Origin of the sequence: Enterobacter sp. ZOR0014, assembly GCF_000798855.1 — a bacterium.
Lineage (GTDB): Bacteria > Pseudomonadota > Gammaproteobacteria > Enterobacterales > Enterobacteriaceae > Enterobacter > Enterobacter kobei.
In genome coordinates this window covers 39,906-51,515 of sequence record NZ_JTLF01000110.1, presented here as the reverse complement: position 1 = coordinate 51,515, position 11,610 = coordinate 39,906, and the positions used below count along the sequence as shown (strand labels likewise).

Annotated in this window: 14 protein-coding genes and 1 pseudogene; 6 read left to right on the top strand and 9 right to left on the bottom strand. The window is 54.8% G+C overall.

The genetic code is table 11. From position 1 onward, the window contains the following. Together L977_RS24905 and L977_RS05525 are read left to right on the top strand one after the other, a co-directional pair. Window positions 1-104, top strand: a pseudogene (locus tag L977_RS24905) (acid resistance repetitive basic protein Asr); the annotation flags it as partial. A gap of 277 nt (window positions 105-381) precedes the next feature. Continuing rightward, window positions 382-1,203: a trypsin-like serine peptidase gene (locus tag L977_RS05525; RefSeq protein WP_014883623.1), complete on the top strand. Its 822-nt coding sequence runs from the start codon at window positions 382-384 to the stop codon at window positions 1,201-1,203. A 38-nt stretch (window positions 1,204-1,241) separates the two neighbouring features. Here L977_RS05525 and mdtI read toward each other — a convergent pair whose 3' ends face one another. The 3 genes from mdtI to L977_RS25210 form a co-directional block, all read right to left on the bottom strand. Then, window positions 1,242-1,571, bottom strand: a complete 330-nt coding sequence (mdtI, locus tag L977_RS05520; RefSeq protein ID WP_014883622.1) for a multidrug/spermidine efflux SMR transporter subunit MdtI — start codon at window positions 1,569-1,571, stop codon at window positions 1,242-1,244. Beyond that, window positions 1,558-1,920 (bottom strand): multidrug/spermidine efflux SMR transporter subunit MdtJ, encoded by a 363-nt coding sequence (gene mdtJ, locus L977_RS05515; protein WP_014883621.1) that lies wholly within the window; start codon window positions 1,918-1,920, stop codon window positions 1,558-1,560. Before mdtJ ends, mdtI begins: the two co-directional genes overlap by 14 nt. 118 nt (window positions 1,921-2,038) lie before the next feature. Next, window positions 2,039-2,209: a protein YdgV gene (locus tag L977_RS25210; protein ID WP_086527785.1), complete on the bottom strand. Its 171-nt coding sequence runs from the start codon at window positions 2,207-2,209 to the stop codon at window positions 2,039-2,041. A gap of 133 nt (window positions 2,210-2,342) precedes the next feature. On the opposite strand from L977_RS25210, the gene L977_RS05510 reads away from it, so the two are divergent. Further along, entirely contained in the window at window positions 2,343-3,377 is a 1,035-nt protein-coding gene (locus L977_RS05510) for an AI-2E family transporter (protein WP_047625208.1), read from the top strand. Between the two features lie 109 nt (window positions 3,378-3,486). Here the strand turns inward: L977_RS05510 and L977_RS05505 are convergent, their stop codons facing one another. Next, the gene (locus L977_RS05505; RefSeq protein ID WP_014883619.1) at window positions 3,487-4,512 is read right to left on the bottom strand and encodes an LLM class flavin-dependent oxidoreductase; all 1,026 of its coding nucleotides are present in this window, start codon (window positions 4,510-4,512) and stop codon (window positions 3,487-3,489) included. A 195-nt stretch (window positions 4,513-4,707) separates the two neighbouring features. On the opposite strand from L977_RS05505, the gene L977_RS05500 reads away from it, so the two are divergent. Further along, window positions 4,708-5,601 (top strand): PhzF family phenazine biosynthesis protein, encoded by an 894-nt coding sequence (locus L977_RS05500; protein WP_047625205.1) that lies wholly within the window; start codon window positions 4,708-4,710, stop codon window positions 5,599-5,601. A gap of 77 nt (window positions 5,602-5,678) precedes the next feature. Beyond that, window positions 5,679-6,026, top strand: a complete 348-nt coding sequence (gene yajD / locus L977_RS05495; protein ID WP_006808895.1) for an HNH nuclease YajD — start codon at window positions 5,679-5,681, stop codon at window positions 6,024-6,026. Between the two features lie 50 nt (window positions 6,027-6,076). Here the strand turns inward: yajD and L977_RS05490 are convergent, their stop codons facing one another. Further along, entirely contained in the window at window positions 6,077-6,844 is a 768-nt protein-coding gene (locus L977_RS05490) for an arylamine N-acetyltransferase family protein (RefSeq protein WP_047625197.1), read from the bottom strand. A gap of 95 nt (window positions 6,845-6,939) precedes the next feature. Here L977_RS05490 and L977_RS05485 point away from each other — a divergent pair, with 95 nt between their 5' ends. Next, window positions 6,940-8,376: an aminotransferase-like domain-containing protein gene (locus L977_RS05485; RefSeq protein ID WP_047625194.1), complete on the top strand. Its 1,437-nt coding sequence runs from the start codon at window positions 6,940-6,942 to the stop codon at window positions 8,374-8,376. 17 nt (window positions 8,377-8,393) lie between these two features. On the opposite strand, the gene L977_RS05480 is transcribed toward L977_RS05485, so the two are convergent. From L977_RS05480 to L977_RS05465, 4 genes are all read right to left on the bottom strand, one after another. Further along, a complete protein-coding gene (locus L977_RS05480) occupies window positions 8,394-8,855 on the bottom strand; it encodes a hypothetical protein (protein WP_047625193.1) in 462 nt (153 codons plus the stop codon). A gap of 52 nt (window positions 8,856-8,907) precedes the next feature. Next, the gene (gene umuC, locus L977_RS05475; protein WP_014883614.1) at window positions 8,908-10,170 is read right to left on the bottom strand and encodes a translesion error-prone DNA polymerase V subunit UmuC; all 1,263 of its coding nucleotides are present in this window, start codon (window positions 10,168-10,170) and stop codon (window positions 8,908-8,910) included. Beyond that, window positions 10,154-10,588 carry a translesion error-prone DNA polymerase V autoproteolytic subunit gene (gene umuD / locus L977_RS05470; protein WP_014883613.1) on the bottom strand — a complete coding sequence of 145 codons (435 nt, stop codon included), beginning with the start codon at window positions 10,586-10,588 and terminating at the stop codon, window positions 10,154-10,156. Before umuD ends, umuC begins: the two co-directional genes overlap by 17 nt. A 109-nt stretch (window positions 10,589-10,697) precedes the next feature. Beyond that, the gene (locus L977_RS05465; RefSeq protein ID WP_023337208.1) at window positions 10,698-11,576 is read right to left on the bottom strand and encodes an aldo/keto reductase family oxidoreductase; all 879 of its coding nucleotides are present in this window, start codon (window positions 11,574-11,576) and stop codon (window positions 10,698-10,700) included. Window positions 11,577-11,610: the final 34 nt, after the last annotated feature.

Genomic DNA, 11,610 nt, shown 5'->3' with positions numbered 1-11,610 from the left:
CCGCTAAACCTGCTGTAGAGCAGAAAGCCCAGGCCGCTAAAAAGCATCACAAAAAAGCAGTAAAACACGAAGCTGCTAAACCAGCTGCTCAGCCAGCTGCGTAAGGTACAAGCTTAACCGTGCCCTTCGGGGCACGTTGGTAAACCGGCGCTGAACCGGAAAAGGTTCTGCGCCGTTTTTTTATCCGGAGGGCGTATGCTGCGACGCTATCGGTTTGAGCTCATTCTGTTCCTGCTTATTTTATGCGCGCTCATCGCAAGCCATTTTTATCTTTCCTGATTGTAGCACGCTGATTTTACTCCCACTTTCGTGCTGTCCCGTCTATAGTATTTTCATAGGGTTCACTTTTAATAATCATAATTACCCCCACCAGAGTGTGATATGCGTAAATCTGTTGTGTTGTTGCTGGGAACGTTTGGTCTTTTTTCTGGATTTTCACAGGCGGATGATGGCGGCGATGACGCCATTAGCGCGAAAGAGCTTAAGACGCTTTTTTTCGGTCATGACGATCGTACTCGCGTCACCGACCCAACACAGGCCCCCTGGGATGCTATTGGACAACTGGAAACCGCCAGCGGCAATCTGTGCACCGCGACGTTGATCACCCCGCAATTAGCCCTGACGGCAGGCCACTGCCTGTTGACGCCCCCTAACGGAAAGCCAGACAAAGCGGTAGCCTTACGGTTTGTGTCGCAAAAAGGTGTCTGGCGCTATGAAATCCACGGCATCGAAGGCCGGGTTGATCCTTCTCTGGGTAAACGACTGAAACCGGATGGTGATGGCTGGATAGTGCCGCCCGCGGCAGCGTCATGGGATTTTGGCCTGATCATTCTGCGCTACCCGCCTTCAGGCATTACGCCACTGCCGTTATTCGACGGAGATAAAGCGGCGCTCACCGCCGCGCTGAAAGCCGCCGACCGTAAGGTCACGCAGTCAGGCTACCCGGTCGATCATCTGGATGCGCTTTACACCCATACCGACTGTGTTGTAACGGGCTGGGCACAAACCAGCGTGCTGTCGCACCAGTGCGATACGTTACCGGGTGACAGTGGTTCGCCCTTGATGCTGAAAACCGATAACGGCTGGCAATTGATTGGTGTTCAAAGCTCCGCTCCGGCGGCGAAAGACCGATGGCGAGCCGATAACCGGGCCCTATCCGTCACCGGTTTTCGCGATAAGCTGGAAGCGCTGGCTCAAGAGTAAGCCAGCGCGGCTGCGGGAGAAAAAGGGGTAACGGGTTATCAGGCGAGTTTTATCATGACCATACCCGCCAGCAGCAATATCAGTCCTATCCAGCCTTTGTTATTTAACCGCTGGCCGAACAGTACCCAACCGGCGGCAAGGGTGGCGGCGATACCAAAACCGCCCCACAGCGCATAGGCCACCGAAAGATCGATACCTTTGACCGCCTGCGACAGGGCGCTGAACGCCCCCAGAACCGCGGCTATCGACATCAAGCCATAGACTTTACGACGAAAACCGTCGGAGAATTTCAGCAGAACGTTGGCGAAAATTTCCAGCACGATGGCGAAACCCAGCCAGGCCGCATGAACCCATTCAAACTGTTGCATGGTTTTGCTCCTTCTGCTGTTTGGTCGGTTTACGGGTACCTGATTTAATCAGCACAATACCCGCGACCAGCGTCGTTAACCCGGCGACTTTCATTGTTGTTAATGTTTCGTCAAATATCAGGACGCTGAAGAGTGTAATCAATAAAATACCGATCCCTTCCCACAGCGCATACGCCACACCCAGCGCAATTTTTTTCACCGCAAATGAGAGGAAAATATAGGAGAGTGAAATCATCACCAGCATTAAAATAAAACCGGTATTGCCATCGCTGACGCTCGCCCACTTCATCGACAGCGTGCCGGTAATCTCAGCGATAATAGCCAGAGCGAGTAAAATCCAGTAAAACATGTTTTTCTCCTGCTTGAGAATATAATCCATCGTGGCTCGCCGCATGCGGCAAACCCAAAAAATATGAAATTAAATCAGACAGCTAAGCGCGTAGCGCCAGCTCAGGCAGAAGAGATAACTATAGGGCGGTGCGCCAGTGTTGCTCACCAGCAACCAGGCAGAAGGAGGTGAAAAATACAGCGGTGTTGTTTGAAGAATACGTCCTGAACACATTGTCCATAAAATTACAATTATCCGCGTTGTTGCTTCTCGTCTTTGCGGATGAAAATTGTCCTCGGTAGTTAAACACGCTAAATTTGTACCATAAGCCAGGATTTTACTCAAAGTCTTTGCAATTCTTTACCCACACCGTTTGATTTTGGTTAGTTTATTGCAACGCGTTTCACCTTTATTATAAATAAAAAGCGTATTTCGGAGTCACCATGGCTAAACCCATTATTACCCTGAACGGGTTAAAAATTGTCATCATGCTGGGCATGCTGGTGATCATACTGACGGGCGTGCGATTTGCAGCCGACATCATCGTGCCCTTTATTCTGGCGCTGTTCATTGCGGTGATCCTTAACCCGCTGGTACGGCGCATGACGCGGCTACGCATCCCGCGCGTGCTGGCGATTACCCTGCTCATCAGCGTGATTATTGTTGCGATGGTATTGCTGGTTGCCTATCTCGGTACCTCGCTGAATGAACTGGCGCGCACGTTACCGAAGTACCGATCGTCGCTGGCGATACCGCTGCTGCAGCTTGAACCCTGGCTGCAGCGCGCGGGTATCGAAGTCTCGGTTGAGGAACTCCTTAAATATATCGACCCCAATGCGGCCATGACGATCGTCACCAGCCTGCTGGCGCAGCTTTCGAATGCCATGACCTCCATTTTCCTGCTGTTTTTAACGGTGGTGTTTATGCTGCTGGAGGTGCCTCAACTGCCGGCAAAGCTGCAGCAGATAATGGTCCGTCCGGTTGAGGGCATGGGGGCGATTCAACGCGCGCTGGACAGCGTCTCACGCTATCTGGTGCTGAAAACCGCCATTAGCCTGGTTACGGGTGGTGTCGTCTGGGTGATGCTGCTGGCGCTGGACGTCCGCTTCGCGTTCGTCTGGGGATTACTGGCCTTCGCGCTCAACTACATTCCCAACATCGGTTCCGTGCTGGCAGCGATCCCCCCTATCCTCCAGGTGCTGGTTTTCAGCGGGCTTTATGACGCGCTGGTTCTGCTGGCCGGATATCTGGCCATTAACCTGGTGTTCGGAAATATTCTTGAGCCACGGATGATGGGACGCGGGCTGGGGCTATCCACATTGGTCGTCTTTTTGTCACTGATTTTCTGGGGCTGGCTGCTCGGTCCCGTCGGTATGCTGCTCTCCGTTCCGCTGACCATCATTGTGAAGATTGGTCTGGAGCAGACCGAGGGCGGACAAAGCATCGCCGTGCTGCTGAGCGATATGAGCCAGAAATAGCGCTGACAGGAGGAATGTATAGATCCTCCTGTCTTCGCGATAAGCGCCCGGATAGTTACAAATGGAGATTCACGCCACGCGCGGCGACGGGCTTATCCCAGCGCGTCGACTACTCGCGCCAGCCCATTGCCGGTGCGACATGTTTGAGAATGGACTCAATCACGTGCGCATTGTAATCCACACCGAGCTGGTTCGGTACGGTCAACAGTAACGTATCCGCTTCGGCAATCGCCTCGTCTTTTTTCAGCTGTTCGATAAGCTTGTCCGGCTCCGCGGCATAGCTGCGTCCGAAGATCGCGCGCGTTTTCTCGTCAAGATACCCCACGCTATCGCTGTCGTTGCGGCTGGCACCAAAGTACATCCGGTCACGATCGTCCATCAGGGCAAAAATACTGCGGCTGACCGACACGCGCGGCTCACGCGTATGCCCTGCCTCTTTCCACGCCTGGCGGTACGCGCGGATCTGTTTTGCCTGCTGAATATGGAACGGCTCGCCGGTTTCATCATCTTTCAGCGTAGAACTTTGCAGATTCATGCCGAGCTTAGCGGCCCATACCGCGGTCGCATTCGAACCGGCGCCCCACCAGATACGCTCGCGCAGCCCTTCGGAATAGGGTTCCAGTCGCAGCAGCCCCGGTGGATTCGGAAACATCGGCTGTGGATTCGGCTTTGCAAATCCTTCGCCGCGCAGAACCTCAAGCAGCACCTCGGTATGACGGCGTGCCATATCTGATTCGTTTTCCCCTTCCTGCGGGACATAGCCGAAATGGCGCCAGCCATCAATGACCTGCTCCGGGGAGCCCCGGCTGATGCCAAGCTGCAAACGACCGCCGGAAATCAGATCCGCCGCACCGGCATCCTCGGCCATGTACATCGGGTTTTCATAGCGCATATCAATCACGCCGGTACCGATCTCGATGGTTTTCGTTTTGGCCCCAATTGCGGCCAGCAGAGGGAACGGAGAGCTCAGCTGACGAGCAAAGTGGTGCACGCGAAAATAGGCGCCGTCCGCCCCCAGCTCTTCGGCCGCCACGGCCAGGTCAATGGACTGCAGCAGGGTGTCTGCTGCCGAGCGCGTGCCGGACTGCGGAGAAGGCGTCCAGTGACCAAACGATAAAAAGCCGATCTTTTTCATAATCCTGTGTCCTGATAATGCGTTGCGTTCTCCCTACTGTACGCATTACCTGTGGAGAATAAATGGCGTTTCTTTAACGGAATGATTCAAATAAATTGATTGAATTTTTTTCAGGTCCGTCGGGTGAAAAACGGCTGGTTATCGGTTTGATTTAACGTTACATCTCTATATCAGGACTTTTACATCGGACAGAAAATGAAAAGACGCTATGTTGTTGCGGATGTTTTTACTGACACTCCGTTTCTGGGTAACCCTGTTGCCGTCGTACTCGATGCTCAAGGCATGAACAAAGCACAAATGCAGCAGGTCGCCGTTGAATTTGGCTACAGCGAAACCACGTTCGTTTTGCCGCCAGACAATCCTTCCCATACAGCACGCGTGCGAATCTTTACGCCCTCGCGCGAGATCCCCTTCGCCGGGCACCCGAATGTTGGAACGGCTTACGTGCTTGCCCATTACGCCGCGATGAATCATCAGCGCCTGCCTGATACGCTACACTTCGAGGAAATAGCCGGTGTGGTGCCCGTTCGTCTGTTGCGCGACAACGATACGATCACTGGCGCAGAACTCCTGGTGCCTGAGGCACTCTCGTGCCGCTCTGAAGTCAGCCCGGAAAGCGTGGCTGCCTGCTTATCCCTGAACACGGAAGATATCCGTACCGAGGTACATAGGCCTGTGGTCGCGTCGGTAGGTCTGCCCTTTCTGATAGCCGAGCTGGCTTCTCGTGAGGCGCTTCGTCGATGCGTGCCGAATTTACAGGGTTTTCGCGCGACCTTACCGCTGGATGGCGCCGTTTCCCTCTATGCCTACACCCTGGATACGAATGCTGATGAACCTCATGATGTGCAGGCCCGCATGTTTACTCCCCGCATGACAGAAGATCCTGCCACAGGCAGCGCGACTGCCGCTGCGACAGCGCTGCTGGCGTTGCACCGCAATAAAACAACGCTTAACCTTAACGTCAGTCAGGGCGTTGATATGGGACGAGCAAGCGTGCTGTTCGCGGGATACGATGCCTCGTCGGGAGAGGCGGTGGTTCGCGTTGGCGGAAATTGCGTGATGACGCTTGAAGGCACATTCTCGCTCTAGCGGAGGAAGGTCCTGTACATTTACCGTGCCTGATGGGATATATTGGCACACTATTTTTATCACAGGTAAAACCAGCAATGGCTCTGATCCCCAAAAACTACGCGAGACTTGAAAGTGGCTATCGCGAAAAAGCGTTAAAAATCTATCCCTGGGTATGCGGACGCTGCTCGCGCGAGTTTGTCTATTCCAATCTGCGCGAACTGACGGTTCACCATATCGATCACGACCATACCAACAACCCGGAAGATGGCAGTAACTGGGAGCTGTTGTGCCTGTTTTGCCACGATCACGAACATTCGAAATACACCGAAGCGGATCAGTACGGTACCACCGTGGTCGCCGGGGAAGACGCGCAAAAAGACGTGGGCGTCGCCACGTTTAACCCGTTTGCCGATTTAAAAGCGATGATGAACAAGAAGAAGTAATGCTTCAACCGCGGTGCGGGAGGCTCAGGGGGCACAGGCCCCCTTCTGCTTTATGCCGCGATCAACGCAAAACGCTCTTTCAGAATACGGGGGATGTCGTCCTCCGCCAGCTGCCGGGTTTCCGTGCCCTTCGCCGTAATGATTTTCAGCATATTCCCCAGTAAAATCTCGCGTCTTTCCGGTCGATGCTGCACCACCACACGCTTCTGCACAAAAATGGCATCCGGGTGCGTGGAGTTAAGGTAGTTGGCCGGAACGAAATCAATCCACTCCTGTGGCGTGAGATCAAAGCCGTACTGACGGGCCCATTCTCCCGCCACCTTCGCCTGAAGCAGATATTCGCCCTCAGCGCTGCGGCTAAGCCGGAACGTGTCAAAATCCTGTGCAATATCAACATCAAGCGTGTCCAGAGCCATTGGCGCACGAATGCCATAGCTGCCAAACCCGAGGTCGCAAAGCCACTGTCGGCTCTCCAACTCAGCAATTAACGCCATATGGGTTTTTGGCCGCCGTACGGGATAGAACATCGGGCGTGCCGCCACAAAACGGTAAGGAATACCTAACGCCTCCAGCGCCATGGCAAACACCCCGTTCACCTCATAGCAGTAGCCGCCGCGCCCCTGTGTTAACAGCTTATCGGCAATATCGTCAGGTGCCAGCGAGACAATTTTCCCCGCCTGTACATCCAGATTTTCAAACGGGATTGCAAAAAGCTGATGACGCATAAGCGCATGCAGGGTACCCGTATCGGCAGCCGCGGGGCCAGTGTAGTTTATGCGTTTGAAATACGTGGAAATATCAAAATTATCGCTGTGCATAATGCCTCCTTGTCCTGAACATGTCGGACACTATAGATGGCGTGCATTATTGGCTGTATAGTCAGTTTTATCGAAAATTAGCCTGAACAGATACCATGTCTGCCCCATCCCCGTCCTCGCCTCACTATCGCCGTATTGCGGATATGCTGCGTCTTACGATTACGTCCGGCGCGTTGCGAGCTGGTGACAAGATAATCTCCGCGCGTAAACTGGCCGAACGCGAGCATGTTAGCCTTCCGACGGCGCTGGAAGCGCTGCGCTGCCTTGAGGCCGAGGGGCTGATTGTTGCACGTCCGCGTTCAGGTTATTACATCCACCAGACCAGCCTTCCGCAGCCTGTGGAGCCTTCTCGTTCTCCGCTAGGCCCGGTTCCCGTCACCCTGTCGGCCATGGCCCGGTCGCTGTTCAGCAGTTCAGAAGCCCGTCTGGTGCCTCTGGGTGCAGCCCTGCCCGATCCTGCGTGGCTGCCGGGCGAGACGCTACAGCGGGCGCTGCACTCCGCGGGCCGACGTCTGGATGCGCACGGTCAGAGCTATAGCCTGCCGCCGGGAAGGCGTGATTTGCGAAGCAAGATTGCCGCGCGTTCTGCACAGTGGGGAGCCCGTTTCAGCGCGGATGACCTTATTATCACCGCAGGTGCAACGCAGGCGTTGCGCCTTGCGCTACGAGCCGTTTGCCAGCCCGGTGATGTGGTGGCGATTGAGCAGCCAGCCTACTTTGGTACGCTCCTGCTGCTGGAGGATTTGGGTCTGAAGGCCTTATCGATCCCCACCGATCCTGTTGAGGGCCTGCTGCTGGAACCGCTGGCGGACGCCATTCGGTGCCACCGCCCGGCCGCCGTTCTGGCCTCCCCTACGGTGCAAAACCCTTTGGGCGCCAGTATGCCCGTCACGCGTAAGCAGGAACTCGTTGCCCTGCTTGACGCGGCAGATATTCCTCTCATTGAAGATGATGTTTACGGCGATCTTGTCGGCGAGGGACAACGTCCCCCAGCCTGTAAAGCGTTCGACCAGAGTGGAAATGTCATTTATTGCAGCTCCCTGTCTAAAACGCTTGCGCCCGGCTGGCGAATCGGCTGGGTTGCCGCCGGACGCTACTTTCCGCAGGTTTTACAGGCCCGCATGGCCGGAGACTGGGCAGGCGCTCCGCTGCTGGAAGCCGCAACCAGCGAAGTCCTGGCGAGCGGCGATTACGATCGCCATCTGCGGCGGCTCAAGCGTCGCGTTGCGGAGGGAATAGACGCCGTCGTGGCGCGAGTCGAGGCAAGTTTTCCTCCCGGCACGCGTGTTAACGCGCCCGCCGCGGGTTACTTGCTGTGGGTAGAACTTCCTTTGCAGGTCAACGCGCTGGAGGTACATCGTCGCGCGCTGGCGCTGGGTATTGGCGTCAGCCCCGGCCCGCTGTTTTCCCCTGCCGCAGAGCTGTCTCACTTTTTGCGGCTAAACTGCGCAAACGAACCGACGCCCCGCCTGCTGAATGCCGTGGAGCGGATTGGGGCGCTGTGTTATGAACTGGCGGATGCGCGGCCGTGACGGTCTGCGGTCCTTTTTCACAAATTGAGGATTGCGCGCTCTTTAACGACAGCGTCAGGATTGGCTCTTTTTATCGCGGCCAGAAAAGCCGTGAAGTTATGATTCCAGAGGGTGAGATTGTTATAAAACTGCACCTGCTTTTCATTAGCACCGTCACGGTAAATAACAATCCAGACCCGTCGGTTATTTATCTCGATATTCCCCGGCCCGATTTTAATGATAGTAGCCAGCGCAATCTTACGGGTGGCGTTGTTTTTAACTTCATATAAAAACTGGTCATCATAAAACCATGTTTTACCTGCATTCCCGCCAAAAATTGAGGGGTTAGCAGATATCTTTTTCATCCCGTTATGATCTGAAATAAGGCGCTTTGCCTGGCGAATACGTCTGACAACAAATCTTAACAGGATGAAAAGCGCAATGAGGGGCAGCGCGACTGATATCATTTTAGGCTCTCGTACATATCCCTGCCCCGTCATACATTCTTATTAACGCCGTGAGTATAACGCGGCGATCGTTTATGACAATATCCTACCTTGCCACCGGCAAATCTGCGTACCGCGTCGTATACGCCGGTGACAGCATCTCACGCTTCATCGCCCAGGATTTCTCAATCCCCTGCCCGGCAAACCATATCTTCCCTTTGCCGGAATGGTTTACACTGTCGATTATCTCCATCAGCGCTGCGCTATTGGCACACAGGCGGTTATCATCAAACAAATTCAGCTGGGCGACGCCGCTGCTGAAAAAATCCGCCAGCATCACCCCCGCTTTCATATAGCGATACCCGTCAAGCCATATACGCCCCAGCGCCTCCGTGGCAGCACGGATGATATCGCGCGTGTCATTAGTGGGTGTCATCAGGGTGACTGAGGCCTGGTTGCCGTAATAAATTTCGTTGTCGGCATGCGGGCTGGTGCGCACAAACACGCTGATAAAGCGGCAATACTGATGCTCGCCGCGCAGTTTTTCGGCGGCACGCTCCGCGTAGGCACAAATGGCCTGGTGCATCTCTTCGTATTGCGTAATACGGTGTCCAAACGAACGACTACAGATAATTTGCTGCTTCGTCGGGGTAAACTCTTCCAGATCAAGACAAGGCTCACCGCGAAGCTCGCGCGCCGTGCGTTCCATTACCACGTTAAAATGTTTGCGAATGACCCAGGAGGACGCTTCCGCCAGCTCCAGCGCCGTGGTAATCCCCATGGCGTTGAGTTTTTTCGTGATGCGTCGCCCGACACCCCACACTTCCTCTACCGGCACCTTCGCCAGCAGCTTACGCTGCCGTTCGCGATCCGATAGATCGACCACGCCGCCGGTGGCAGACCACCGCTTCGCCGCATAGTTGGCCAGCTTCGCCAGCGTTTTGGTCGGGGCAATACCGACCCCAACGGTCAACCCCGTATTTTTAGCGACCTGGTTGCGCATCTGATGGCCAAAAGCCTCCAGCGACATGCAGCGGCTGACGCCCGACACGTTCACGAAGGCTTCATCAATCGAGTAGATCTCAATTGCCGGAGCAAGATCGGTCAGCGTTTGCATCACCCGGCTGCTGAGATCGGCATACAGCGCATAGTTCGAGCTAAAAACATACACCCGCGCCGGATAACCCTTCTCCTTGAATTTAAAGTAGGGCTCACCCATTTTTATGCCGAACTGTTTGGCCTCCCGCGACAGCGAAATAATGCAGCCGTCGTTGTTCGAGACCACCACGATGGGTTTGCCCTCCAGATCGGGGCGAAACACCCTCTCGCAGGAGGCATAAAAGCTATTCACATCAACCAGTGCGAACATGTTTATACGTTTTGAGGGTGTGAGTGACAACGCCGAAGATTTGTAGCTCCTCTTCTGACTGGAAGGTAATCGGCTGATAGCGGGCATTATGCGGCAGCAACCTCAAAACCGGACGGGTCTGTAGCTCTTTCACCGTAAACTCACCGGCAACCGACGCCACGACGATATCCCCATGTTCGGCATTTAACGAACGATCGACCACCAGCAGATCGCCGTCGCCGATCCCAGCCCCAATCATCGAGTCACCACTCACTTTTATAAAGTAGGTCGCACTGGGGTGCCTGACCGCCAGCCGGTTAAGATCGAGACGATCCTCCACATAATCCTGCGCCGGGCTGGGGAAGCCGCAGGCGACGCGCTCCAGAAAGAGAGGTAATTCAATGACTTGATTAGAGTGATAAGAAAAGAGAGTGCCCATAAATGCTTTCCTGCCGCAATACTGTATATAAATACAGTATTACGGATTATGGGCCAGGATCAAGATGCTTTCCGGCGGTGAAGCCGAACGTATTGAAGTTTGAACGGATTTAGTTCAACGATCGGCCTACCAGCGTATTCAGCGTTTCCAGAGCGTCAGGCGGCAGTTGCAGTTCTCCTGCTGCGAGATTTTGCCGCAAATGCGCCACGGAAGAGGTGCCGGGGATCAGCAGAATATTCGGGGAACGTTGCAGCAGCCATGCCAGCGCAACCTGCATCGCGGTTGCGCCAAGGGAATCCGCGACGGCCTGCAGATCGCTGGATTGCAGTGGCGTAAAGCCGCCCAATGGGAAAAACGGCACATAGGCAATCCCCTGCTGCGCCAGTAAATCCACCAGCGCATCGTCGCCGCGGTTCACTATGTTGTACATGTTCTGCACGCAGACAACAGGCACCATCTTCTGCGCTTCCGCAACCTGAGTGGCCGTGACATTGCTCAGACCAATGTGGCGTACCAGCCCTTGCTGCTGTAACTCTGCGAGGGTGGAAAGCGGTTCAGCAATCGATCCTTCTGCCGGGCCGTGAGCGCTAAACATGATCCGCAGATTCACCACATCCAGTACATCCACCTGCAGATTACGCAGGTTATCATGCACCGCCTGAGTCAGCTCCTGCGCGGAAAAGGCCGGCAGCCAGGCGCCTTTATCGTTGCGGCGGGCCCCGATCTTGGTGACGATAGTGAGATCGTCCCGGTACGGATGAAGCGCCTCGCGGATCAGCTGATTGGTCACATGGGGACCATAAAAATCGCTGGTATCGATATGATTCACCCCCGCCGCCACGGCTTCGCGTAACACCTCCAGCGCGGCATTTTTATCTTTCGGAGGGCCAAATACGCCCGGTCCGGCAAGCTGCATCGCGCCGTACCCCAGTCGTTTAACCGTCCGCGTACCGAGCGCGTACGTCCCGCTTTTATCAATGCTGCTCATGTTGACCTTCCTCATAAAAATGATCCGGATTTAC

What these genes read in the sequence shown, in the direction of transcription:
- L977_RS05525 (WP_014883623.1), top strand. Translation starts at nt 382, where the DNA reads ATGCGTAAATCTGTTGTGTTGTTGCTGGGAACGTTTGGTCTTTTTTCT.
- mdtI (WP_014883622.1), bottom strand. Translation starts at nt 1,571, where the DNA reads ATGCAACAGTTTGAATGGGTTCATGCGGCCTGGCTGGGTTTCGCCATC.
- mdtJ (WP_014883621.1), bottom strand. Translation starts at nt 1,920, where the DNA reads ATGTTTTACTGGATTTTACTCGCTCTGGCTATTATCGCTGAGATTACC.
- L977_RS05510 (WP_047625208.1), top strand. Translation starts at nt 2,343, where the DNA reads ATGGCTAAACCCATTATTACCCTGAACGGGTTAAAAATTGTCATCATG.
- L977_RS05505 (WP_014883619.1), bottom strand. Translation starts at nt 4,512, where the DNA reads ATGAAAAAGATCGGCTTTTTATCGTTTGGTCACTGGACGCCTTCTCCG.
- L977_RS05500 (WP_047625205.1), top strand. Translation starts at nt 4,708, where the DNA reads ATGAAAAGACGCTATGTTGTTGCGGATGTTTTTACTGACACTCCGTTT.
- yajD (WP_006808895.1), top strand. Translation starts at nt 5,679, where the DNA reads ATGGCTCTGATCCCCAAAAACTACGCGAGACTTGAAAGTGGCTATCGC.
- L977_RS05490 (WP_047625197.1), bottom strand. Translation starts at nt 6,844, where the DNA reads ATGCACAGCGATAATTTTGATATTTCCACGTATTTCAAACGCATAAAC.
- L977_RS05485 (WP_047625194.1), top strand. Translation starts at nt 6,940, where the DNA reads ATGTCTGCCCCATCCCCGTCCTCGCCTCACTATCGCCGTATTGCGGAT.
- L977_RS05480 (WP_047625193.1), bottom strand. Translation starts at nt 8,855, where the DNA reads ATGACGGGGCAGGGATATGTACGAGAGCCTAAAATGATATCAGTCGCG.
- umuC (WP_014883614.1), bottom strand. Translation starts at nt 10,170, where the DNA reads ATGTTCGCACTGGTTGATGTGAATAGCTTTTATGCCTCCTGCGAGAGG.
- umuD (WP_014883613.1), bottom strand. Translation starts at nt 10,588, where the DNA reads ATGGGCACTCTCTTTTCTTATCACTCTAATCAAGTCATTGAATTACCT.
- L977_RS05465 (WP_023337208.1), bottom strand. Translation starts at nt 11,576, where the DNA reads ATGAGCAGCATTGATAAAAGCGGGACGTACGCGCTCGGTACGCGGACG.